This is a genomic window from Methanoculleus sp. UBA374 (assembly GCA_002508705.1).
Lineage (GTDB): Archaea > Halobacteriota > Methanomicrobia > Methanomicrobiales > Methanoculleaceae > Methanoculleus > Methanoculleus palmolei.
Genome location: DAYL01000032.1, coordinates 1 through 20806, shown reverse-complemented (window position 1 = coordinate 20806; position 20806 = coordinate 1). Strand labels below are relative to the sequence as shown.

Below are 20806 nucleotides of genomic sequence, written 5' to 3'. Positions count from 1 at the left end.
TACCGCGGCCTGGTCGACGTACGACGACCCGGTGACAACCGTGCCGTCCGACCGGCACCCGCTCTCCAGGACGGACGATCACGGTTTCGCTGATACTGTCCGTCTTGACCGCACAGACGGTTTCACGACCGTCGCGTCGGACCGGCGCTTCCTTCGGCACGAGCGCCACCGCGCCGATCAGCATGAGCAGGTGGACGACGGTTCATCGTCCCGGGGTCGGCCGTCACCGTGGCGACCGCATCGATCAGTCCCCCGGCGAGGGAATTCTCCGGGATCGCCGCCACCGCGGCATCTCCCGGCGCGAACCGGAGGGCGGCTGCCGGGCAGACCGCGACACATACCCCGGGGCAATCTCGATCGGTATATCCCGTCGGAGAGTTACCTCATTCTATGAACGCAACATCGGCCGGAAAACTCGTCGGCTTCGGCTTCCTCACCTGGCTCCTCCCCTTCCTGCTCTCAATCCCGTTCTATTCGCCGGAGGGTGAGCCGCTCTACGACCTCTTCCTGATCAAGTCGATCCTGCTCGTCTTCTCCGCCGCGCTCGGCACCTTCCTCATCCTGGTCTATTTCAGGGGTGTGCATGCCCGCTTCGTCCGGGAAGGCGCCCTGCTCGGCGGCGTATGGCTCCTGATCAACTGGGCGCTCGACGCCGTCGTCCTCCTGCCTCTCTCCGGGATGGACGCCGGCACCTACATGGCGCAGATCGGTCTTCGCTACCTCGTCATTCCGATCATTGCGGTCGGGATCGGGTATGCGGCAGAGCAGGCGGGGGAGAGAGCGAGGTAACCCCCTCCCCGCCTGCATATGACGGATCAAGATCGGAACGGAATGATCGATATGCTGAGATTGGGGCACTTCGGTCTGAAAAAAACCCTAAATGCCCCCGGCGGGTGAAGGGGGAACGGTCGCTTTGTAGTATGTTTCAAAACCGTTGTTGACGATCGTGGCCCCGCTGGGCACCTGAATGACTATAAGACCCGCATTCAAAAAATCCACACAGGACCCCATAGCATTGAGTAAGCAGAGAAATATGGTGTATCCATTGAGCCAGCTGAAGATCGAAAGGATGTACGGCAGCATCACCGACAATATCAGATAGGGCATGATGGAGATGATGAGAAACCGCCCTTTTTCGATCTCTTCGGTCGTAAAAACAAATCCGAACACTCCGTTTATTCCCCAGAACGTTTTATCCGATCTCATAACATTCGGAATGAACGCGGCGTGAATAAGTTCGTGGGCGCTTATAAAAAGAGGGGCCGCCAGAATAAAAAGCAGGGTAGATAGATTGAAAGGGATCGTGACGGAGAACCGCTGACCGTCTCTTAAGAAAGCATATATCGAAGGATCTAACCCGTACGTGATCGCCAGCGTGATTGCCCCGAGTATAAAGGCAAACGGCAGTGACAGCAACGTTGCAGCCCGGAGGTTTGCGGGCTCTTTGATCTGTTTCCACCCGCTGGATAGTAACTGTATCCTCAATCCTTTATCTGTGAGGGGAATGCTCCTTGCAAATCTCATGAGACATCTTCTAAACTGCTGCTTACACTACCGATGCTCTATGGTTTTTCATCAAATATCACTCTTCCTCTTGATCCTGCGGCCGGGTGAGTCCACCCGGGGCTGTTTGATCGCGAATTCCGGCGTTCCTCCCTTCGGGAGCCGACCGCTCCCCGGCGATGCACCGGGCAGGAACTTTTCGAAACTCCGGTCCGTCAAAAAAAGGGTTATTCCGCCTGGCGCTCTGCTTTTTTCTTCGCCAGGCGCTCGACGGCGGAGAGATCGACGCTGCCGCCGGTCGCAAGCTTCCCCCGCCAGACCGCACGGTCGACGAACCCTTTGCCGATGTCGTTCCGGACGATGAGCGTCGTGTAGCCGTCCGGCGACCCGACGGCTCCGGCCGAGACGTCCGCCTCCACCGCCGTAAAGTCGGTGCAGACCCGGCACCCGGGCCGGACGGACTCTTCCAGGTCGGCGAGCGGAATGGCGACCTCCTCTCCGTCCTGCAGGTAGACGTCCATCTTGCCCTTGATGTCGAGGCGGTTGATCTCCCAGGGCTCGATCTTCTGCTCCGATTGCAGTTTCCCCTCGACCAGCTTCGCGTAGTCGAAGGTCTCCGTGCAGAAGAGGCCGATCACGAGCCGGATCGCCTTCGCGTAGGGCTTGAGGAGGTCGTGGTTGCTCGTCCGTATCATCTGCGTCGCCCGTGCCACGCAGGGCACGCCCACGACGGCGATGCGCCGGTACTTCCGGGTGACCACCGCCTCCTTGAGCGATGCAAGGAGCGGCACCCACCAGGCATAGCGGCTCCCGGCGTGCTGGATGAGCGCATCCGACGAGGTGATCACCGCCGACGACGGCTTCATCGTCCAGGGGTCCCTCGTCACCGTGACGACCGCGTCGATCAGTCCCTCGTCGAGGGCGTTCACGAGGATTGCCGTCACAGCACCGCCGCTCTGCTTGCGCTCGACCGGGAAGACCGACCGGGCCGCTACGACCTCCTGGCATGCCCCGAGCATCTTCCCCTGCGCCGCAAGGTCGGTCCTCGGACAGGCCGCGTAGCACGCCCCGCAGGGCACGTTGTCGTTCTCGGCCTTGCAGTAGCCGATGTTGACCGGCGCTGTATTGTCCTCCGGCGCGAATCGGAGAGCGTCTGCCGGGCAGACCGCCACGCATGCTCCGCATCCGGAACAGAGGTTCGTAGCCCAGACCTCCGACTCCAGGTCCTTGAATGTCTTCATCTCCATGCTCTCACTCCCACGTATACTTCCCGGCAAAAGGCCTTGCACTCGCCGGAATAATCCGGGTGTAATTCGCGTTGACCAGCGGCTCGGGGTCGAGCCCGAAGTCGCCCGCAAATTCACGGAGCACCGGAGCGATCCGGGAGCGGTCCTCATCGGTGAGCAGCACCTTCTTTGCCCCTGCGGCAAGGCGGGCGTCGTCCACCTCCCCACGGATGACGATCTCCCCGCCGTGGATCCCGCTCCCGATCTCCCTGGCTTTCATGACTCCGTCGAGACCGAGGACGATCAGAAGGCCGCCCGCCATGTACTCGCCGAGGAACGTCTGGGCGGACCCTCCCACGACCAGTATGGGGCGCTGCGTCTCATACTGCTTCATGTGTATCCCGCCGCGGTAGCCGATGTCCCCGCGGACGAAGACCGTGCCCCCCCGCATGCTGTGCGCCACCGCATCCCCGGCGCTCCCGTGGATCACGACTTTCCCGGAGTCCATCGTGTTGCCGGGTGCATGCTCCGCGTTGCCGTGGACAATGACGGTCGGCCCGCTCATGAACATGGCAAGGTCGCCGCCCGCGACACCGTTGACCCGGATCGTGGCGCTGCCGCGGAGGCCGTCGCCGATGAACCGCTGCCCGAGGACGTTGTTGACGATGATCTCTTCGGCACCGTCTTCAACGGCCTTCCTGATCTGCTGGTTTAAGGGGGTGTAGTGCATCCCCTTCGCATCGATCGTGACTTGTTTTGCCATTTCTTGCTCACGCTCCCACCGGTTTGACGTCGAGCACGTCAAGGATTCCCTCGTCCAGCATATAGCCCCTGAGCCGGTCGCGGTTGCCCCGCAGGCTCTCGATGCTGTTGATCCCGGCCGCTCCCATCAGTTCGGTGATCTCAAGCGTCCATGCGTGGATCAGGTTCGCCACCTGCTTCGACGCCACATCGGGGTTTAAGCGGTCCACGAGGTCCTGGCGCTGGGTGGCGATGCCCCAGGGGCAGAGCCCCTGATAGCAGTTCCCGCAGACCCGGCATCCCATCGCCGCGAGCGCCGCGGTACCGATGTAGACCGCGTCCGCGCCGAGGGCGATCGCCTTCACGACATCCGGGCTCTCACGGATGCTGCCGCAGGCGATGAGGGAGACCTCGTTTCTGAGCCCCTGCTTGCGGAGCTCCCGGTCGGCGGTCGCGATGGCGACCTCGATCGGGATACCGACGTGGTCGCGGAAGACCCGCGGTGCGGCACCCGTGCCGCCCCGGAACCCGTCGATCGCGACGGCGTCAACTCCGGAACGGGCAACGGCCGCCACGTTCTCGGCGTTGTTGTTGACGGCCGCAATCTTTGCAAAGACCGGCTTCTTCCACCCCGTCGCCTCCTTGACGGCGTGGACGAGCTGGGGGAGGTCTTCGATGCCGTAGATGTCGTGGTGCGGCGCGGGGCTGATGGCGTCGCTCCCTCGGGGGATCATCCTGGTCCTGGAGACATCCGCGCTCACCTTCTCGCCGGTGAGGTGGCCGCCGATCCCCGGCTTTGCGCCCTGGCCGAGTTTGAGCTCGATCGCGGCGCCGCGGTTCAGGTAATCGACGTTCACACCGAACCGGCCGGAGGCGACCTGGACGATCATCCGGTCCTGGTAAGGATAGAGGCCGGGATGCAGTCCGCCTTCCCCGGTACCCATGTAGGTGCCCGTCTCCCGTGCCGCCCGGGCCATCGCAATGTGGGCGTTGAGGCTGATCGCGCCGTAACTCATGTGGCCGAGCAGGATCGGCGTCTCGATCATGAGGTTCGGGGTGAGTTCCGTGGCGAGTTCGACGTCTCCGTTCGGCTTCTGCCGGAAGTCCAGTTTACCCGGCTTCTTCCCGATGTAGGTCCGGAGTTCGACGGGCTCGCGGAGCGGGTCGGTGGGGGGCGTGGTGACCTGGCAGGCGTCCAGCATCAGGCGGTCGAAGATGACCGGGAGGTCCGCGACGCTGCCCATCCCGGCGAGGATGATCTTCCCTGTCCTGGCCTGGTTGTAGATCGCCTCCCTGACCTTTCGATTCCATACCGGGTGGCTCCGGTAGTCGCAGGGGTGCTCCTCAAGCATGATGGCGTCCCGGGGGCAGTAGGTGAGACACCGGTGGCAGGCGGTGCACTTCCGGGAATTGATCAGGATCTTATCCCCGTCCCGCCGGAAGACGCCGTAGGAACAGTTTTCGATGCACCGGCCGCATTCCATGCACTGTTCACGGTCGATCGTGACCCGGTACCGGAGCGGCATGCTGCCGAGGTTGCAGGAATTCATGGTGCAGCCCTCCCGATCACCGGTTCACCGGCGGCCGGCCGCGTGATCGACTCGACCTTCGGCTCCATGGCGCGGATCGCAACCTCTTCGCTTGCGATGTAGAGGCGGTCTCCACACTCACCGACGACCATCGGCCGGAGTTTGCCCCGGTCGGTGAACCCGACCATCATATCGGGGTTCGCGGCCACGACGGTGAACGGCCCGTTCATCGCCGCAGGGCCGTAAGCGAACCGGATGGCGCGATTCAGGTTCTGCTCGGCTTCGGGCATCCGGTCGATATCCTCCCAGTAGGGTGGGGCAAGCGCCCGGATGGCGAGGTTGATGTCGAGGCCGTGCCGCCGCACCAGGAGGTCGATTAAGTAGGTAATGACCTCGCTGTCGGTGGAGATCGAGCATCTGTACCCGAAGCCCTCGACGTAGCGCCGGTTGGTCCCGTAGGTGGTGGTCTTTCCGTTCTCCACGACGCTCCAGTCGTGCAGGTTGAACGGGTCGGGCCGCTCCCACTTCTCCGGACTCGCCGTCGCGTAGCGGTTATGCGCGAGCCAGAGGTAGCCCTCATAGTCCTCGATACGGTAGTAGTCCGCTACCTCTTCCGGCCTGCCGCCGGGCCCTCCGGCCTTGAAGACGCCGACGTTCTTGCCGGAGGAGACGACTTCGGCGCCGTTTACGCACGCGTTGATCCTCATCACAAGGTTCGTGATGATATCCTTCTCGGGTGCGAGCGAGGGGTCAGGCTTGAAGAAGTAGCGCCAAGGGGTGCAGGGCACCCGGAGGTTTTGCTGGTCGTAGGTCGGGATCGCCTCGTCATGCTCGATCGTCCCCCACTGCTCCAGTGTTGCGTCGACAGCCGCCTTGCTCTCGCAGGCGTCGTCGAAGAAGACATGGAGCGCGTAGCAGTCCCGGTAGTCGGGGTAGATGCCGTAGGCGACGTACCCCGCCCCCTCGCCGCTGCCGCGTTCGTTCATCATGGAGAGGGCCTGTCGGATGCCGGAACCATCCATCATCTGGCGCCTCTTATCTATTACACCAAATATGCCGCACATGGTGACCTCGATTGAGTTAACACTCTGTTGCCACAGTTTTGAACTCTACCCGGGAATATTTGTGTCAATAGGTATTTATTGCATCGGATAGAAGTAGAATTCCACATGTCCCGTGATGCCACTTCTGCGATGCTTGAGCGCATTGAGCAGGATAACGTCGAATTTCTTCGGTTGCAGTTCACCGACCTCCTGGGGCTGCCGAAGAACGTTGCTATCCCGGTGAAGCAGGCCGAAAAGGCGCTGACCGGCGGTATCGGGTTCGACGGGTCGTCGATCGAGGGTTTCGTCCGGATAGAAGAGTCCGACATGGTGCTCAAACCCGACCTCTCGACTTACACCCTCCTGCCCTGGCGGCCCCGGGAGCACGCGGAAGCCCGGTTCGTCTGCGATGTCTACAAGGCGGCCAACGGGAAGCCGTTTGAGGGCGACCCGCGCTACGTGCTCCGGCGGGCGATGGAGGACGCGGCAAAGGACGGGTACGTCTTCAACACCGGGCCGGAACTCGAATTCTTCCTCTTTAAGATGCTCGGCGGCAGACCGACTACGCAGTTCCAGGACGGCGGCGGCTACTTCGACCTTGCCCCGACCGACCTTGCGGAGGACGTCCGTCGTGAGATCATCATCGCCCTCACCGATATGGGGTTCGAGATCGAGGCCTCGCACCACGAAGTCGCCGAGAGCCAGCACGAGATCGACTTCAAGTACAGCGACGCCCTCCACACGGCGGACAACGTCATCACCTTCAAGTTCGTAGTGAAGACGATGGCGCTGATGCGCGGCCTGCACGCGTCTTTCATGGCAAAACCGATCTACGGCATCTGCGGGAGCGGAATGCACACCAACTGTTCGCTTGCAAAAGACGGGGAAAACGCCTTCTACGACCCCGATGCACCCCTCCGGCTCTCGAAGACCTGTATGCACTTCATCGGCGGGCTGCTCAGGCACGCAAAGGCCATCACCCGCGTCGCGAACCCGACGATCAACTCCTATAAAAGGCTCGTCCCCGGCTACGAAGCGCCCTGCTACGTCAGCTGGAGCGCGAGCAACCGGTCGACCCTCGTCCGTGTTCCGAGCCCTCGCGGCAACAGCACCCGCGTCGAGTTCCGCAGCCCCGACCCCACCTGCAATCCCTACCTCGCCTTCGCCGCGATGCTCACCGCCGGGATGGAGGGCGTCCGGGAGGAGATCGAGCCTCCGGTCGGCGTCGATAAGAACATCTATCATATGACCCCCGTCGAGCGGGACCGCGCCGGGATTGAGACGCTGCCCGGCGACCTCTACGAGGCCCACCAGGCCCTGCTCGCCGACGACCTCATCTGCCGGGCGCTCGGTCCCCACGTCGTCGACGCCCTCACGAGCGTCGCGGAAGCCGAGTGGGATGCCTACCGGACGGCGGTCCACCCCTGGGAACTCGACCGGTATCTGGCGACATACTAACTTTTTTTGCAGAATTTTTGACGATAGTCTGTTCTTCTGGACCTCTTCCCTACCGGATCAGTCCACATCCGCCACAGCGTTTTTTACGTGATAAGTTACTCATACATGTATATCCATACATCTCAGTTCATCGAGCCGGCCGGTATTACCGCGCCGCGGAATTTGTGCAATGCACCATTGCACAAACCCCCGGTGAGCCAGGAACCCGGAAGAGGTAGATACTTCCGACTGCGAACACCTCTCATTCCTCCAGCAATCTCGCGATTTCCTCCGGGCCGGGGAGTTGGTCCCGGAGTTCCCGGGGCAGTTCCCTCACCGTCCGGTAGGTGGCGACGCCGATGGGCGAGGTGGAGGATTGCAGGGCGTACTCGACGATGGTGCGGTTCTTCTCCTTGCAGAGGATGATGCCGATGGAGGGGTTCTCGCCCTCTTCGCGGACCTGGCGGTCAAGGGCGGCCAGGTAGAACTGCATCTTGCCGACGAACTCGGGCTGGAACTCGCCGATCTTCAGCTCGATGGCCACCAGGCAGCGGAGCCGCCGGTGGAACAGCAGCAGATCGATGAAGTACTCCCTGTCCTCGACCTCCAGACGAAACTGGCTCCCGACGAACGCAAAGACGCCCCCCATCGCCCTCAGGAAGTCTTCGACCCTGCCTATCAGGGCACGCTCCAGGTCGCGCTCGGAGTGCTCCTCTCCGAGTTCCAGGAAATCGAAGGTGTACTCGTCCCTGACCGCGAGTTTGGCCTGCACCTGCAGTTCCGGCGTGAGTGCCCGGTCGAAGTTGGTCTGGCCAAGGAGCGTCTTTTCGTAGCTCTGGTTCTCGATCTGGTGGACGAGCACGCTCCTCGACCAGCCGAATTTGCGGGTCATGCGAAGGTAGAACTCACGCTCCAGCGGCTCGGAACACCGCTCCAGAATAACCAGGTTATGGCTCCAGCCAATTTCTCGCACAAGCTGTGCGAGTTTTTCAGAACCGGCATACGCTTCAAAAAAAGACTTCATGCGCCAGAGATTTGAGGCGGAAAAGCCCCCGATACCGGGAAACTCCTTTTGCAGATCTCCAGACAACTGTTGGACAATTGACTTACCCCAGGTGTCGCCGGCCTGCCGCTCCACGATCATCCTGCCGATATCCCAGTACAGGCCGATCAGTTCCTTGTTGACCGCCCTGAGTGCCCGGTACTGGGCGGCGCGAATGCGCTCTTTGACTTCGAGAAGCAGTGAGCCGTAGTCTTCCGGCAGATTCGAGACCGTCATATCCCAGTTCCTCGAAGTTCTTCTTGATCGTCGCCGCCAGTCGCACCGCTTCAGTGTTGAGGTCTTCCAGTTCCACGTGGATCTCGCGGAGCGCTTCCTCGAAATCCTCCCTCCTCTTCGGGGGCGGCACCCACGTAGCGGCCGGGTGTCAGCAACCGGTCATTGGCCTCGAGCTCGGCCCTGTCCACCGGTTTGACCGGCCCCCTGACGTCGCAGATCTTCGTTTCGGGGAAACTGGCGCTCTTCCGGGAGAACTCTTCCTTGGTCAGTGCCCGGGTCTTCCCGCCACGCGCGGGAAAGTTGGCTTCAACGGTGTCTTTCATCGTCAGGAACCGGCTGTATGCGTGCCGCAGAAAGATCAGACCCATGACAGGCAGGAAATACTCGTTGCTTGCATGGTTCGAGTTCGCCCGCAACTCTCCATCGTTTGAGGTTCCGAAGCGCGATACCTTCATTGCTCCAAGTGTCCGCGTCGTTCGGGCGGCGTGGCTCCTCCCCCTACGTCTGATCGGTTCACGACGCTATCGTGAATCTGAATGCCATCTGAGGAAGGCGGTCTTGAAATGCCGAACCATCCGGTTTAGCAGCACTGCTTGCCGCCGGTCTCTTCTCCTTCGAGGAGGAGTCTTCCGAAGAGCATCCGTTCGAGAATTGTGGCGACGTACTTCATCCGCTGGGCCACCTCCATATCCTCGTAACGGTGGATGTCGGCGTAGACCTGCAGGCGGACGAGGCCGAACCGGAGTCGGTCGAGGTCGTCGTCCTCGAGTTCCGCGGCTTCGTGGAAGATGGGTTCGAGCAGGAAGGGGAACTCCTCGTAGTTCTCGAGCGCCCCGATGACCTTCGAAAATATTGGGAGGGGTTCCTCACCCTTTCCGGCAAGGACCCGCGAGTAGTCCATGGATTACCCCTCGACCTGTTCAACCATGGCGTTCATGATGGCGTCGAAACTCTTCCAGGTCGGGCTATCTTTGCTCTGGCGGATGATGAAGGGTCTTCCTTCGTCGGCCGCCTTCCGCATCTCGGGATCGAGCGGAATGGCGCCGAGGAAGGGCACGCCACGCTCCTTTGCCTCTCGCTCCCCGCCACCTTTGCCGAAGATGTCGATCTCTTCCTTGCAGTGAGGGCAGACGAACCCGCTCATGTTCTCCACGACTCCGAGCACCTGGATGTCGAGTTTCCTGACGAACTCAATCGCCTTGCTCGAGTCGAGGACCGCGACGTCCTGCGGGGTGGTGACGATGACCGCTCCGGCGATGTTCGGGGCGAGCTGGGCGATGGTGAGCGCCTCGTCGCCGGTACCGGGCGGAAGGTCGACGATCAGGTAATCGAGGTCGCCCCAGTTGACGTCTTCCAGGAACTGCCGGATGACCGTCATCTTCATCGGGCCGCGCCATATCACGGGGGTGTTACGTTCCGGGAGCAGGAACGCCATGGAAATGACCGCAAGGTTGCCGGTGACCCTGACCGGCTCGATGATCTTCCCGTCATAGGACTGGAGACGGGCGCTCTCGATCCCGAGCATCTTCGGAATGTCCGGGCCGTGGATGTCGAGGTCGATGAGACCCGTGTTGTAGCCGCGGTTCGCAAGGGAAAAAGCGAGGTTTGCCGAGACCGTGCTCTTCCCGACTCCTCCTTTCCCGGAAAGGACGAGGACGACATGTTTTACGCTGATATCGGCTTTCGGGGGGAGATCCCTCGGGGCTCCCGCATTTCTCGGATCATTGCATCCGGTCGCAGACGGGCAGCCAGCGCAGTTCCCGGCACAGGTTTCGTTATCGGGTTTGGTTGTTTGAGCCATCAGAACTATCCTCCGTGATACAGTATCCTCCCTGAGAAGGACCTGAAGCTACTATATATTAACGCCAATCGTTACAAAAAAGTATAGGTAATGACACATTATCCTGCTCGGCTTGCCGGAGCGGCGTTTCGGGCAGGGGCTATCCCCTGTCGGGAGTAGTCGACGTTTTCGTGTGCCACCCGCCCGTTGCTTTCGGGATACAGTCGATCTCGGGGGAGTAGGGCTTGATGTCCAGCACCGGGGTTCCGTCCAGGGCGTCGAGCCCCCGGACGACCAGGACGCCGCCCTTCCGCCGGATCAGGTCGACGACTCCGAACCCGATCGGGTTCGGCCGGGCGGGTGAGCGGGTTGAAAAGACCCCCCGTTCCCGGGTCTCCCCGGGAGGCTTTGCGAAGAGGTGCCCGCGTTCCGCCCGGTCGAGCCAGTAGAGCACGATGAGGTGGCTGCTCCGCTCCAGGCTATCGAGTCCCGGGACGTAGGCGTCATGGATGTGGATCTCCGCAACGGTATCCGCAAGCCGCCCCTGGCGGGGGGCGTCGCCCCGGACCCGGTAGGGCGACCGAACGACGCCGATGGGAATGCACTCGATTGTGGCCACGCTGTTACCTCCCCGGCCTCTCCGCATCGAGCGTCTCGTTGCAGAGCCGGTCCGCAATCCGGATACAGGGGTGCTCCCGCGGCACATTCTCGAACCTGACCTCTCTGAAATGGCGTACCAGCCGCCGCACCTCGCCTGCAAGGTCCGCAAGGTGCTCTCTCGTGATGCGGTACCGCCCGGTGAGCTGGCGAACGACCAGTTCCGAGTCGGACCGGACGATGAGCCCGCCGCGGGTGAACTCGCGTGCAGCCTCCAGACCGTTGATGACGGCGTGATACTCGGCCACGTTGTTCGTCGCCGTCCCGATAAATCCCGAACGGCTGGCCGCGACGGACCCGTCCTGCACGATCACGTACGCCCAGGCGGCGTCTCCGGGGTTTCCCCTTGAAGCACCGTCGGTATACAGCGTCGTCGTCACCGCGGCCTTCTGTTCGTCTCTTTCCATCATCTACCCGGTTGATCATCGCTCTCCGGCGTGTTATTGGTATCGCTCACCGGAAGATGTTAATATCCCCGTGTGGTAAAGGCGGACCTATGCTGGATACGGGCCGGATCATTGAGGATAAAACGATGCGGGACCGGCTGGGTGTTTTCGAGGACCGGACCGATGCCGGGAGGCGTCTCGCCGCGACCCTCTCGCAGCTGGAGATGATCGTCGAACCGGTAGTCTGTGCCATTCCGGCCGGGGGAGTGCCGCCGGGGCTTGAGGTGGCCCGGGCGCTCAGGGCCCCGCTCCGGATGGCGGTGGTACGGAAGGTGCAGGTACCCTGGAACCCAGAGGCCGGGTTCGGCGCCGTGACCTGGGACGGGCGGGTCTTCCTGAATCGCGCCCTCATGACCGCTCTCGATCTCTCGGAGACCGAGGCGAACGCCGCGATCGCGAAGGCTAAATCGAACGTGGCGGAGCGCTTGAAGAAGTTTTCCGGCGACCGGCGGGAACCGGGACTTGAGGGCCGGACTGCGATCCTGGTCGACGACGGCCTTGCAACCGGGTATACGATGTTTGCCGCAGTCGAGGCGGCCCGGGCCTGGTCGCCCCGCCGGGTTATCGTGGCGGTCCCCACCGGCTCGCTTCACGCCGTTGACTTCATCGCCAGAAAGGCGGACCTCGTCGTCTGCCTGAACATCAGGACCGGCCGCACGTTTGCCGTGGCGCAGGCATACGAGCGATGGTACGATCTTCGCGATCCGGAGGTGCAGGAACTGCTGATCCAGGCCCGGGACATGGGGCTCTTCTGACGCATGGAGGAAGACGGTCGGTCCGGCCCGGTCCCGCCCGCCGCAACAGATTTATGCGCCCCGTCCCATGGTGTGCCGGAGGGGTAAACGAGCATGCAGAACCTGACCATAGCGGTCGATTTCGACCGGTTTCCACCAGAGCACACCTGTGACGGGGAAGATCTCTCTCCACGGATACGGGTCCTCGGGTCGAACGCCCCCTACCTTGCGGTCATCGTGGACGACCCGGACGCACCGAGAGGGACGTTCACCCACTGGCTCGCCTGGAACATCCCGTCGACCGGCGAGATTCCCGCAGGTATCCCGCAGGAGCCCCGAATATCCCACCCGGTCTCTGCCGTCCAGGGGATGAACGATTTTCGGAGGACCGGTTACAGCGGCCCCTGCCCCCCGAGAGGTACATCACACCGCTACTTCATCCGGGTATGGAGCCTTGCGCGTGAACTCGACCTCCCTCCGGGGGCGGGGCGGCCCCTCCTCGAAGGTGCGCTCGCGGCAGCCGCCGCCGGCTACGGCGAGACTATGGCGGTCTACGAGCGCAGGAAGGCGCTCGAGACCCCGCCGGAGACCGGGCCCCGCACCTGATGCGCCGGGCGGCTTCCACAATCTTTTTCTTTACGTTATACCGAGAGACGTATCATGAACCCCGAAGTTACCAACCTGATCGTCTCTCTCCGTGATGCGGAGTTTCCGATCTGGACCACATGCGACGGTGCCGGCCTCTCGCCCGAACTGAGGGTCCGGGGACTCATCCCGGCGACGCAGACAATAGCGGTCTTTGCCTTGAACCCGTACGAACCCGGGTGCTCCTTCACTACCTGGATCATCTGGAACCTCTCGCCGGCGTCGGTAATTCCGGAGGGCATCCCGCCGCAGGGCGTCGTGACCACTCCGGTCTCAGCCGTTCAGGGGACGAACGATTACGGAACCATCGGCTGGCGCGGCCCCTGTCCTCCCATGGGGGAGACGCATCGTTACCTCTTTAAGGTTTACGGGCTTGACGCCGCCCTGGAGGTGCCGGCAGGCGCCCGGAAGCAGGACCTCATCGATGCCATGCAGGGGCACGTCCTCCAGTTCGGCGAGACGGCCGCCGTGTACTCCCGGTGATGGCCATCGGTGTTTGAAGGGCGTAAAACCCGGTTCAGGCAGGTCTCACGCGAAGGCACGAAGAACGCGAGGTCTGCCACGAATGTTGTCCGGGTCATCACATCTTCACATGCGTCGACGATATAGGCAGTGACAGGTCGCGGTCAGCAAACGGGGAGTCCACGGCTGTCATGGTCCCCACGCACATATCTATTTATATCTTGTTTCCTGAAGGAGGATACCGAGAGAGACTGCTGTATGATGCCAAAACTGGCCGTGAAACTGGATTTTGATGAGTTCCCGCCGGAGTACACCTGCAGGGGAGCGAACCGGTCGCCCCCGATCCGGGTCGAGGGAATCCTCTCGAACATCGAGTCGCTCGCGATCCTCGCAACGGCGAGCCCCGAGGGCGGAGAGTCGCGGGTGGCGTGGGTTCTCTGGAACCTCCCCGCCGTCGAGCAGATCCCGGCGGGGTTCCCGGAAGGAGAGACGGTGGAGTCGCCCCTCCATGCCCGGCAGGGCAGGAATGATTTTGGTACCCTTGGTTACCGGGGACCCTGCCCGGAGGCCGGAACGACCGAAGTGTATCTTTTCCGGGTCTATGCGCTCGATCTCGATCTCCCGCTTGCGTCCGGCGCGACCTGGGAGGATCTGGTCCGGACGATGGAAGGCTCGATGAACCAGGTCGGGGAAGTTGTTGTCTTCGCCACCGGATAAGGGGCGGCCGGTGCGGGAGCGAGAGCTCCCGGCCGGAGAAGAAAAGATATTGAAGCCCTCCCTTACCTCGGATAGGTATCGGCGTGCACCCCGCCGCAAGGGTATCGTGACGGCCCCGGTGAGTGCCGTCCAGGGGACGAACGACTGCGGGGGCATCGGCTGGCGCGGCTCCTGTCCCCCGCAGGGTGAGACACACCGGTGCCTCTTCAAGGTCTACGGGCTTGATGCGATGCTCGATCTCGCGCCCGGCGCAGGCAAGCACGACCTCATCGACGCGATGCGGGGCCACGTCCTCGGGTTCGGCGATACCGCCGCTATGTCCTCCCGGTGACCAAACGCACCATTTTAATACCCTAGTCCTGGAAAATGAGTATCATAGGAGTTTGATATGGCACAAAAGTTGGTAGTGAGTCTGGACTTTGAAGAGTTCCCGCCGGAGTACACCTGCAAGGGGGCGAATCGGTCGCCCGCAATCCGGGTCGACGGCGTCCTCCCGAACATAAAATCGCTTGCGGTTCTTGCGAAGACGAGCCCCGAGGAGGGGCCGTCGCGGGTGGTGTGGGTCGCCTGGAACATACCCGCCGTTCCGCTGATCCCGGAGGGATTTCCGGTCGGAGGGGTAGTGGAGGCACCTCTCCACGCCGTACAGGGCACAAACGACTTCGGGAGCATCGGCTATCGGGGCCCCTGCCCGGAGGCCGGGAAGATCGAGGCATACCTCTTCCGGGTCTACGCGCTCGACCTCGACCTCGCGCTCGCGCCGGGGGCGACCTGGGAGGATCTGGTCCGGACGATGGAGGGCTCGATGAACCAGGCCGGCGAGGTCATCGCCTTCGCAACCGGGTAAGGAAAGAAGGGCGTGCGCCCGAAAGTAGGGGTTGTCGGGCCCCCTCACAGGGGTATGGGGGGGCTCTCTTTCTGTATCGGCGGGCTTTGTTTCTCGATGTTCTTTGCAATCGTGGCCATCTCCTCGCCCAGCATGCGGATGACGTCGTCCAGAGTGACGATCCCGATCAGTTTCCCGGCGTTGTCGACGACGGGCATTCTTCGGATGCCTTCATCGGTCATCTTCCGGATGGCTTCGTAGATCCCCATGCTGTCCTGAAACGTGATCACGCTCCGGGTCGCGATATCTCCCGCCCGGACTTCGCCCGGGTTCTGTTCCCGCGCCATAACCCCGACCGCGAGATCGCGGTCGGTGAGTATGCCGGCGGGCCGGTTGTCGCCGGTCACGACGACGACGCTTCCGACGTTCTTCTCTCCCATGATCTTCGCCACGTCCACAGCCGGGGTGTCCGGTGAGACGGCGACGACCTGGTCACGGCAGCAGTCCACAAGTCCCATGTTGTTACCTCCGTTGACGACTGATTCATGCCGGATATGATATATGAACATAACCCTTCTCTCGCCCGGCACCCTTTCTTATATACGATCGGCACCGATCCCATCTCACAGAAATGGACTGGCTGCTGATAGTTCTGACTGTAGCGGGCCTCGTTGTCTTCGAAACCGTATCGAGCATCGACAACGCCATTATCAACGCCGACGTCCTCGCGACGATGAAAGAGAAGGCCCGCAGATGGTTCCTTATCTGGGGCCTGCTCTTCGCGGTCTTCGTGATCCGGGGGCTTCTGCCGTGGGGGATCGTCTGGGCGACAAACCCGTCGCTCGGGGCAATAGGTGCGCTGCTCGCGACGTTTTCAAGCGATCCGGACGTAGTGGCTGCGATAGAAGAGTCCGCCCCGATCCTCATGATCTTCGGGGGAATGTTTCTTGTCCTCCTCTTCTTCCACTGGCTCTTTGCAGAGGAGAAGAACTGCTGCCTCCGGACCGAGGCGTTCTTCTCCCGACAGGCCGTCTGGTTCTATGCAACCGCTTCGATCCTGCTTGCCGTCATTGTCTGGTTTGCCCTTCAGATCAACACCATGATGGGCTTTGCGGCCGTGCTCGGCTCCACCACCTTCTTCATCGTTCATGGGTTCAGGCAGAACGCCGAGATGCAGGAAGCCCGGTTGAAGGGAGCGGGGATCTCCGATATCTCGAAGCTCGCCTACCTTGAGGTCCTTGACGCGACCTTCTCTATCGACGGCGTCATCGGGGCGTTCGCCTTCACACTTTCCGTCCCCCTCATCCTGATCGGGAACGGTATCGGGGCCTTTGTGGTCCGGGAACTGACCGTCCGGAGCGTCGACCAGATCCGGAGTTACTGTTTCCTCAAGAACGGGGCGATGTACTCCATCCTGGTGCTCGGGACGATCATGCTCGCGGACAGTTTCGGGTTCCATATCCCGACCTGGCTCTCGCCGATAGCGACGTTCCCCATCGTCGGGTTCTTCCTCTTCCGCTCGGTGCAGGAGCGAAGGAAGGGGGCCGCGGGCGCCGCATGACCGGGTTTCCGGTCGCCTCCCCGTTGCATTCTCCGGGTTTGAAAAGGTTTATCCGTGCCGGGGGACGAATGGTTACCCCATGGCAAAGAGATCTATCGGCCCACGGACTCTTCTTTATCCTCACCCGGTCCTGATCATCGGGACCTACGGCCCCGACGGTCGGCCGGATGCTATGGCCGCCGCATGGGGCGGCATCTGCTCGTCCCGTCCTCCTGCGGTGGCGGTTTCGCTCCAGAAGGTGCGGCAGACCTACGAGAACCTGGTCGAGCGGCGCGAGTTCACGATCAGCATCCCTTCGACGGACTACGTCCGGGAGGCGGATTACTTCGGCATCGTCTCCGGCCGGGAGACGGATAAGTTCGCCGCGACCGGGCTGACTCCGGTGAAAGGCGACCGGGTGAACGCTCCGTACGTCGGGGAGTTCCCGGTGGTCCTCGAGTGCCGGCTCCTCCAGACGGTCGAGATCGGCATGCATACCCAGTTTATCGGGGAGATCCTGGACGTGAAGGTGGACGAGAGCGTCATCGACGCGGACGGCAAACCCGCTGTCGAGAAGATCCGGCCGTTCATCTACGACTCGATGCGGCAGGAGTACTACGAGTTCGGGGATGCGCTCGCGAAAGCCTTCTCCGTGGGGCAGGAACTCAAAAAATAACTTTTTTCATCGTCGACGGTCTCGTTTCGCCTCGACCCAGCGTTTCCGCTTTCCGCACCGTTCGCACCGCTGCTCCCACTCAATGACGTTTGACGAGTACTCGTCGTAGCCGTGCTTCCTGCCCCAGCGATGGAGCCCGATCCTGCAGAGGATGAGTCCGATGGTCGTCATGGTCTCCTGGAGAGTGGTCTCTCCTCCCCGGGGATGAATGTTGTCCCGGCGGGTCCGCCCCCTACGGTATGATCTCGCAGCTGTTGTACTTCCGGTGGTCGAAGTCCTCCATCCGGACCGTTCCTGCCTCGATGAGGCGGCGGACCTCCGGGAGGGCCGTCGAGAGCGACCGATGGAGGTTCTCCACCGTCCCGCAGACGACCCGCCGCCCTTCTTCGGGCCAGGGGCGGGTGATGTTCGAGTAGAGGCACCGGCCGCCGCAGAAGTCGAGGAGACCGCATTCCGTGCAGGGGCTCCCCACGGTCGTCACCGGGAGGCGGAGCGGGTCGGCGGTGGCGATATGCCCGACGTAGTAGTCCTTCATCCCGACCATGATGGGGCAGGGGGCGATGTGCCCGTCGGTCATGATGCTGTAGTTTGCGTGGCCGCAACCGCACCGGAGCATGCTTGGCCGCGATAGCAGCATATCCTGCATCGGGTCCATGAACGGATACCACCGGAGCACCCGCCCCTCCTCCCGCATCGTCTCCACCCAGAACGCGACAAGGTCCCGGATGCCGGGGTTGTAACTCTCCGTTACCCAGGTGGTGTAGTCCCGCATTTCGTAGTCGTTCCAGAAGTTCGCGTCCATCTGCCAGTGGACGGCCGGGAAGGAGAACCGGTCGTTTGCCGTGAGGTAGTGGACGGCCGCTGCGATATCGGTATCCTCGGTCACGGTCATCCGGGCGATCACCTCGCCGGCAAACCCGCCCGCCGCGAGGCAGCGGAGGTTTTTCGTGAGCCGCGCAAATGTCCCCCTCCCGCGGTGGGCGTCGGTGAGCCCTTCGGGTCCGTCGATGGAGACCAGGATCGTGTCGAACCGGTTCGCGGTTGCGTGGTCGAGGCGGTCGAGGAGGGTGCCGTTGGTGTGCAGGATCAGCGCCGAGACCGGGGCGTCGCGGACGATCTCGCGGATGCGGTCGACGGCGAGCAGGGGCTCCCCGCCATAGAAGGTCAGTACGGCCCCGGGGTCCTTTGCGAGGAACCGGTAGAGGTCGTCAAGATCGATATCGAGGTCCACCGGGAGGTTCTCGTCGACGGCGATATCGGGCAGCTCCGGGGGGTCGACGGTGAACGCCTTTCCCCGGCAATAGGTGCAGCAGAGGTTGCAGTTGTCGGTCAGGATGAGGTGATAATACACGGATGGTCTCTTATTATTTCGAGGCCCGGGCGGAAAAAGGTGAAGGATATGGGGCCTCTTTCCCTTGTTTCCCGGCTTACTATCCGGGATGATCTATAACCCCGCCGACGCCCGGAGGCAATCCCGCGATAGCAGGCCCTTCACAGATCGAGAAACTCTTCTTCTGTAAGGCGGTTCGGTATCAGGATCGAGAGGAGCGCCCCTCGGGAACCAGGTTGCGCCAGGGGGGATGTACTCTCAGCCACAAGGAATCCACATCTTCATGACCACGGTTTGATCGGATGAAGCTTCAAATTGCCGTAACGAACGGTATCGGTAACGTCCGGCTTCGCAGGGTCACCTTCTTCACCACGGGCGGCGTCGAGAATACGTTCTGGGTCCAGTAGTTCGCTCCCGTCCCGTTGGCATTCGCCGCGACCACCCGGACCATATGCTCTCCCCGCGGAGCGCTCGGGAAGGTGTGGGACACCTGCTGGACGTCCGGTTCGCTCGTATGTCTCGGGTTGCCGTCGAGGGTTACTGTTGACGACCTGCCAATGGATCTCACATCACGCCCTCCGGTAGTATTCAAGGATGATCGATACTGCGCAGGCCACGATTGCGACGCAGAGGGCGACGAGAGCAATTAAAGCCGGATCATAACCTGCCGGCTTCTCCAGGTCCATCAGGTACCCGCCTTCAATATTGAAGAGGATTATCCCTTTCCCATTTTCAGTCCAGGTGAATGGAAGTTCGAGGAGAAAACCTCCGGTGTACTCTGCAAAGATCTCCTCATGGCCCGTTCCATCCAGGTTGATCAGGTGCAATCTACCGTATTCCCCCTTTTTCACGTGTCCGGTTTCGTATTCCTGACCGAGCCCGTCACGGGTCAGGTACGCAATTTTATCCCCTGTTGGGCTCCATTGGAGGAAGAATGTGTTTCCATCATCGGTCACCTGGCGCTCTTGACTCCCATCGGCGGTAATAGTGAAGATATTCCCGGCTGAGATATAGGCTATGTTCGTACCCGCAGGGTTCCACTGGCATAATCCATCCAGACCCACAGGGTTCCACAGGTACAATCCATCCAGGATACTCTGCTTTGTTTCAACATTCTCTTTTATTTTGATGATATCCGAACCTGCAGAATCGATGATATAGATCGAAGACCTCTCGTTACCTCCTGCTTTGGCCAGTATTGCGATTCTTTTGTTGTCAGGGTTCCAGTCATAGTACGAGAGATCGGCAATACCGGTCATCAGGTCCTTTTTCCAGCTTCCACCGGTATCTGCAACGGAGAGTGAATAATTATCAAATGAGATACTGTGGAGATAAGCGAGTTGCTCCCCGTCCGGGCTGAAACGCGGAATGTTATGACGATCCCACGGACTGCCGGTATAACCGAGTGGTATCTGTACGGCTCCACCGGTTTCGGTGTTATAAACCCATAGATTAGGATCGGAGCGTGACTCTTTATATGCAATCTTCGTCCCGGTATTATCCATCACGGGAAGTGAGGGTAAAGTACGACTGCTGCAGGGAATCGATACCTTCTGGTTACTATAATAATCGAGTACAACAATAGAATTTGACAAATACAGGACTTTTGTATCCTTGAGATCGCCGATATTATAAGTCGGGAGTTGTTCGCAAATCTTCGTCATCGAGTAAGCAGAATGATCTGGAGTAAACCCATACTGGTTTAAAAAGCTAGAAAAAACGGCCAGTAATAGCAGCAGTAACAATAGTTTTTTCATCATATTCTGCACCCCTGCTTCCTGCACTGGATTTTGGATGCTCGCAACGGTTACGGCTATTAACGATCATAAATCAAAATATCCCATTCAAGAGGTTCGTGAGGAAAAGCAGCTCCGGTTCGAACAGGAGATAGTGGATAATAATCGCAACCACTGTTGCGGCTATAATTCGGGGGCGATTTGCGCTCACTATATCTCGGACCCCGAGATACTCAAGGTATCCCAGAGGTAGTAAATACAAATAATAGAGGATATTGCCTGAGTTTCTTAACAGAATATGCCCGGAGAGCAGATCTAATCGTAATATTACCCAGATAAAAGAATAGGCTATTGCGCAACTGTAGAAAATGACGCTGAATGTCCGGATCAGAGGAGGTTTCACCTGCATAATCCGGAGCAGACTGAATAGAACCACTGCTTCTGACGCAAATATGAGAGAGGTGATCCGATAATTATAAGTCCCCTCGGATAAAACTGG

General features: G+C 60.9%; 28 protein-coding genes. 10 read left to right on the top strand and 18 right to left on the bottom strand.

All coding sequences use genetic code 11. The annotated features are described in order from the left end of the window. Positions 1-122: 122 nt before the first annotated feature. Positions 123-284 carry a hypothetical protein gene (locus tag BRA42_RS10485; protein WP_342686152.1) on the bottom strand — a complete coding sequence of 54 codons (162 nt, stop codon included), beginning with the start codon at positions 282-284 and terminating at the stop codon, positions 123-125. Between the two features lie 106 nt (positions 285-390). On the opposite strand from BRA42_RS10485, the gene BRA42_RS10480 reads away from it, so the two are divergent. Beyond that, a complete protein-coding gene (locus BRA42_RS10480; RefSeq protein WP_292410632.1) occupies positions 391-789 on the top strand; it encodes a hypothetical protein in 399 nt (132 codons plus the stop codon). A gap of 87 nt (positions 790-876) precedes the next feature. Here the strand turns inward: BRA42_RS10480 and BRA42_RS10475 are convergent, their stop codons facing one another. From BRA42_RS10475 to BRA42_RS10455, 5 genes are all read right to left on the bottom strand, one after another. Continuing rightward, a complete protein-coding gene (locus BRA42_RS10475) occupies positions 877-1524 on the bottom strand; it encodes a DUF3267 domain-containing protein (RefSeq protein ID WP_292410630.1) in 648 nt (215 codons plus the stop codon). Between the two features lie 206 nt (positions 1525-1730). Continuing rightward, positions 1731-2750: a Coenzyme F420 hydrogenase/dehydrogenase, beta subunit C-terminal domain gene (locus BRA42_RS10470; protein ID WP_292410628.1), complete on the bottom strand. Its 1020-nt coding sequence runs from the start codon at positions 2748-2750 to the stop codon at positions 1731-1733. 4 nt (positions 2751-2754) lie between these two features. Continuing rightward, entirely contained in the window at positions 2755-3492 is a 738-nt protein-coding gene (locus BRA42_RS10465) for a hypothetical protein (RefSeq protein ID WP_292410627.1), read from the bottom strand. A 7-nt stretch (positions 3493-3499) separates the two neighbouring features. Then, entirely contained in the window at positions 3500-5020 is a 1521-nt protein-coding gene (locus tag BRA42_RS10460; protein ID WP_342770608.1) for a glutamate synthase-related protein, read from the bottom strand. Next, positions 5017-6063, bottom strand: a complete 1047-nt coding sequence (locus BRA42_RS10455; RefSeq protein WP_292410623.1) for a hypothetical protein — start codon at positions 6061-6063, stop codon at positions 5017-5019. Before BRA42_RS10455 ends, BRA42_RS10460 begins: the two co-directional genes overlap by 4 nt. Positions 6064-6168: 105 nt before the next feature. On the opposite strand from BRA42_RS10455, the gene glnA reads away from it, so the two are divergent. Then, entirely contained in the window at positions 6169-7500 is a 1332-nt protein-coding gene (gene glnA / locus BRA42_RS10450; protein ID WP_292410621.1) for a type I glutamate--ammonia ligase, read from the top strand. Positions 7501-7741: 241 nt separating this feature from the next. On the opposite strand, the gene BRA42_RS10445 is transcribed toward glnA, so the two are convergent. The 6 genes from BRA42_RS10445 to BRA42_RS10420 form a co-directional block, all read right to left on the bottom strand. Next, positions 7742-8758 carry a PDDEXK nuclease domain-containing protein gene (locus tag BRA42_RS10445; RefSeq protein WP_292410619.1) on the bottom strand — a complete coding sequence of 339 codons (1017 nt, stop codon included), beginning with the start codon at positions 8756-8758 and terminating at the stop codon, positions 7742-7744. A gap of 50 nt (positions 8759-8808) precedes the next feature. Then, a complete protein-coding gene (locus tag BRA42_RS10440; RefSeq protein WP_292410617.1) occupies positions 8809-9213 on the bottom strand; it encodes a hypothetical protein in 405 nt (134 codons plus the stop codon). Between the two features lie 125 nt (positions 9214-9338). Beyond that, positions 9339-9659, bottom strand: coding sequence for a hypothetical protein (locus BRA42_RS10435; protein ID WP_292410615.1), 321 nt, complete (start codon positions 9657-9659; stop codon positions 9339-9341). A gap of 3 nt (positions 9660-9662) precedes the next feature. Beyond that, positions 9663-10559, bottom strand: coding sequence for an Mrp/NBP35 family ATP-binding protein (locus BRA42_RS10430; protein ID WP_292410613.1), 897 nt, complete (start codon positions 10557-10559; stop codon positions 9663-9665). Between the two features lie 139 nt (positions 10560-10698). Next, the gene (tsaA, locus tag BRA42_RS10425) at positions 10699-11157 is read right to left on the bottom strand and encodes a tRNA (N6-threonylcarbamoyladenosine(37)-N6)-methyltransferase TrmO (RefSeq protein ID WP_292410611.1); all 459 of its coding nucleotides are present in this window, start codon (positions 11155-11157) and stop codon (positions 10699-10701) included. A gap of 4 nt (positions 11158-11161) precedes the next feature. Then, positions 11162-11605, bottom strand: a complete 444-nt coding sequence (locus BRA42_RS10420; protein WP_292410609.1) for a ribonuclease HI family protein — start codon at positions 11603-11605, stop codon at positions 11162-11164. Positions 11606-11691: 86 nt separating this feature from the next. Between BRA42_RS10420 and BRA42_RS10415 the strand changes: the two genes are divergently transcribed. The 6 genes from BRA42_RS10415 (at position 11692) to BRA42_RS10390 (ending at position 15046) form a co-directional block, all read left to right on the top strand. Beyond that, a complete protein-coding gene (locus BRA42_RS10415) occupies positions 11692-12396 on the top strand; it encodes a phosphoribosyltransferase (protein WP_292410608.1) in 705 nt (234 codons plus the stop codon). 93 nt (positions 12397-12489) lie between these two features. Beyond that, positions 12490-12981, top strand: a complete 492-nt coding sequence (locus BRA42_RS10410; RefSeq protein WP_342770607.1) for a YbhB/YbcL family Raf kinase inhibitor-like protein — start codon at positions 12490-12492, stop codon at positions 12979-12981. Between the two features lie 54 nt (positions 12982-13035). Then, positions 13036-13503, top strand: coding sequence for a YbhB/YbcL family Raf kinase inhibitor-like protein (locus BRA42_RS10405; protein WP_292410607.1), 468 nt, complete (start codon positions 13036-13038; stop codon positions 13501-13503). A 237-nt stretch (positions 13504-13740) separates the two neighbouring features. Next, a complete protein-coding gene (locus BRA42_RS10400) occupies positions 13741-14199 on the top strand; it encodes a YbhB/YbcL family Raf kinase inhibitor-like protein (RefSeq protein ID WP_342770606.1) in 459 nt (152 codons plus the stop codon). 49 nt (positions 14200-14248) lie between these two features. Next, entirely contained in the window at positions 14249-14530 is a 282-nt protein-coding gene (locus BRA42_RS10395; protein ID WP_342770605.1) for a YbhB/YbcL family Raf kinase inhibitor-like protein, read from the top strand. Positions 14531-14587: 57 nt separating this feature from the next. Next, entirely contained in the window at positions 14588-15046 is a 459-nt protein-coding gene (locus BRA42_RS10390; protein ID WP_342770604.1) for a YbhB/YbcL family Raf kinase inhibitor-like protein, read from the top strand. 44 nt (positions 15047-15090) lie between these two features. Here BRA42_RS10390 and BRA42_RS10385 read toward each other — a convergent pair whose 3' ends face one another. Next, entirely contained in the window at positions 15091-15543 is a 453-nt protein-coding gene (locus BRA42_RS10385; RefSeq protein WP_292410599.1) for a CBS domain-containing protein, read from the bottom strand. A gap of 113 nt (positions 15544-15656) precedes the next feature. Here BRA42_RS10385 and BRA42_RS10380 point away from each other — a divergent pair, with 113 nt between their 5' ends. After that, complete coding sequence (locus BRA42_RS10380) at positions 15657-16586, top strand: DUF475 domain-containing protein (RefSeq protein WP_342770603.1); 930 nt, start codon at positions 15657-15659, stop codon at positions 16584-16586. Positions 16587-16665: 79 nt separating this feature from the next. Then, positions 16666-17241: a flavin reductase family protein gene (locus BRA42_RS10375; protein WP_292410595.1), complete on the top strand. Its 576-nt coding sequence runs from the start codon at positions 16666-16668 to the stop codon at positions 17239-17241. Between the two features lie 6 nt (positions 17242-17247). On the opposite strand, the gene BRA42_RS10370 is transcribed toward BRA42_RS10375, so the two are convergent. From BRA42_RS10370 to BRA42_RS10350, 5 genes are all read right to left on the bottom strand, one after another. Beyond that, entirely contained in the window at positions 17248-17412 is a 165-nt protein-coding gene (locus BRA42_RS10370; protein ID WP_292410593.1) for a hypothetical protein, read from the bottom strand. Between the two features lie 61 nt (positions 17413-17473). Further along, the gene (locus BRA42_RS10365) at positions 17474-18592 is read right to left on the bottom strand and encodes a TIGR04084 family radical SAM/SPASM domain-containing protein (RefSeq protein ID WP_292410591.1); all 1119 of its coding nucleotides are present in this window, start codon (positions 18590-18592) and stop codon (positions 17474-17476) included. A gap of 289 nt (positions 18593-18881) precedes the next feature. After that, on the bottom strand, positions 18882-19139 hold the full coding sequence (locus BRA42_RS10360) for a hypothetical protein (protein ID WP_292410589.1): 258 nt from the start codon (positions 19137-19139) through the stop codon (positions 18882-18884). 1 nt (position 19140) lies between these two features. Next, positions 19141-20331 carry a TolB family protein gene (locus BRA42_RS10355; RefSeq protein ID WP_292410588.1) on the bottom strand — a complete coding sequence of 397 codons (1191 nt, stop codon included), beginning with the start codon at positions 20329-20331 and terminating at the stop codon, positions 19141-19143. A gap of 70 nt (positions 20332-20401) precedes the next feature. Further along, positions 20402-20806 (bottom strand): hypothetical protein (locus BRA42_RS10350; protein ID WP_342772151.1); only part of this gene is annotated, 405 nt, incomplete at its 5' end.

Bases quoted from the DNA above. Each gene is read 5' to 3' on its own strand.
- BRA42_RS10355 (WP_292410588.1), bottom strand. From the start codon at position 20,331: ATGATGAAAAAACTATTGTTACTGCTGCTATTACTGGCCGTTTTTTCT.
- BRA42_RS10420 (WP_292410609.1), bottom strand. From the start codon at position 11,605: ATGATGGAAAGAGACGAACAGAAGGCCGCGGTGACGACGACGCTGTAT.
- BRA42_RS10460 (WP_342770608.1), bottom strand. From the start codon at position 5,020: ATGAATTCCTGCAACCTCGGCAGCATGCCGCTCCGGTACCGGGTCACG.
- BRA42_RS10455 (WP_292410623.1), bottom strand. From the start codon at position 6,063: ATGTGCGGCATATTTGGTGTAATAGATAAGAGGCGCCAGATGATGGAT.
- BRA42_RS10445 (WP_292410619.1), bottom strand. From the start codon at position 8,758: ATGACGGTCTCGAATCTGCCGGAAGACTACGGCTCACTGCTTCTCGAA.
- BRA42_RS10415 (WP_292410608.1), top strand. From the start codon at position 11,692: ATGCTGGATACGGGCCGGATCATTGAGGATAAAACGATGCGGGACCGG.
- BRA42_RS10375 (WP_292410595.1), top strand. From the start codon at position 16,666: ATGGCAAAGAGATCTATCGGCCCACGGACTCTTCTTTATCCTCACCCG.
- BRA42_RS10405 (WP_292410607.1), top strand. From the start codon at position 13,036: ATGAACCCCGAAGTTACCAACCTGATCGTCTCTCTCCGTGATGCGGAG.
- BRA42_RS10440 (WP_292410617.1), bottom strand. From the start codon at position 9,213: ATGAAGGTATCGCGCTTCGGAACCTCAAACGATGGAGAGTTGCGGGCG.
- BRA42_RS10430 (WP_292410613.1), bottom strand. From the start codon at position 10,559: ATGGCTCAAACAACCAAACCCGATAACGAAACCTGTGCCGGGAACTGC.
- glnA (WP_292410621.1), top strand. From the start codon at position 6,169: ATGTCCCGTGATGCCACTTCTGCGATGCTTGAGCGCATTGAGCAGGAT.
- BRA42_RS10370 (WP_292410593.1), bottom strand. From the start codon at position 17,412: ATGACGACCATCGGACTCATCCTCTGCAGGATCGGGCTCCATCGCTGG.
- BRA42_RS10435 (WP_292410615.1), bottom strand. From the start codon at position 9,659: ATGGACTACTCGCGGGTCCTTGCCGGAAAGGGTGAGGAACCCCTCCCA.
- BRA42_RS10475 (WP_292410630.1), bottom strand. From the start codon at position 1,524: ATGAGATTTGCAAGGAGCATTCCCCTCACAGATAAAGGATTGAGGATA.
- BRA42_RS10470 (WP_292410628.1), bottom strand. From the start codon at position 2,750: ATGGAGATGAAGACATTCAAGGACCTGGAGTCGGAGGTCTGGGCTACG.
- BRA42_RS10480 (WP_292410632.1), top strand. From the start codon at position 391: ATGAACGCAACATCGGCCGGAAAACTCGTCGGCTTCGGCTTCCTCACC.
- BRA42_RS10410 (WP_342770607.1), top strand. From the start codon at position 12,490: ATGCAGAACCTGACCATAGCGGTCGATTTCGACCGGTTTCCACCAGAG.
- BRA42_RS10465 (WP_292410627.1), bottom strand. From the start codon at position 3,492: ATGGCAAAACAAGTCACGATCGATGCGAAGGGGATGCACTACACCCCC.
- BRA42_RS10385 (WP_292410599.1), bottom strand. From the start codon at position 15,543: ATGGGACTTGTGGACTGCTGCCGTGACCAGGTCGTCGCCGTCTCACCG.
- BRA42_RS10380 (WP_342770603.1), top strand. From the start codon at position 15,657: ATGGACTGGCTGCTGATAGTTCTGACTGTAGCGGGCCTCGTTGTCTTC.
- BRA42_RS10390 (WP_342770604.1), top strand. From the start codon at position 14,588: ATGGCACAAAAGTTGGTAGTGAGTCTGGACTTTGAAGAGTTCCCGCCG.
- BRA42_RS10400 (WP_342770606.1), top strand. From the start codon at position 13,741: ATGATGCCAAAACTGGCCGTGAAACTGGATTTTGATGAGTTCCCGCCG.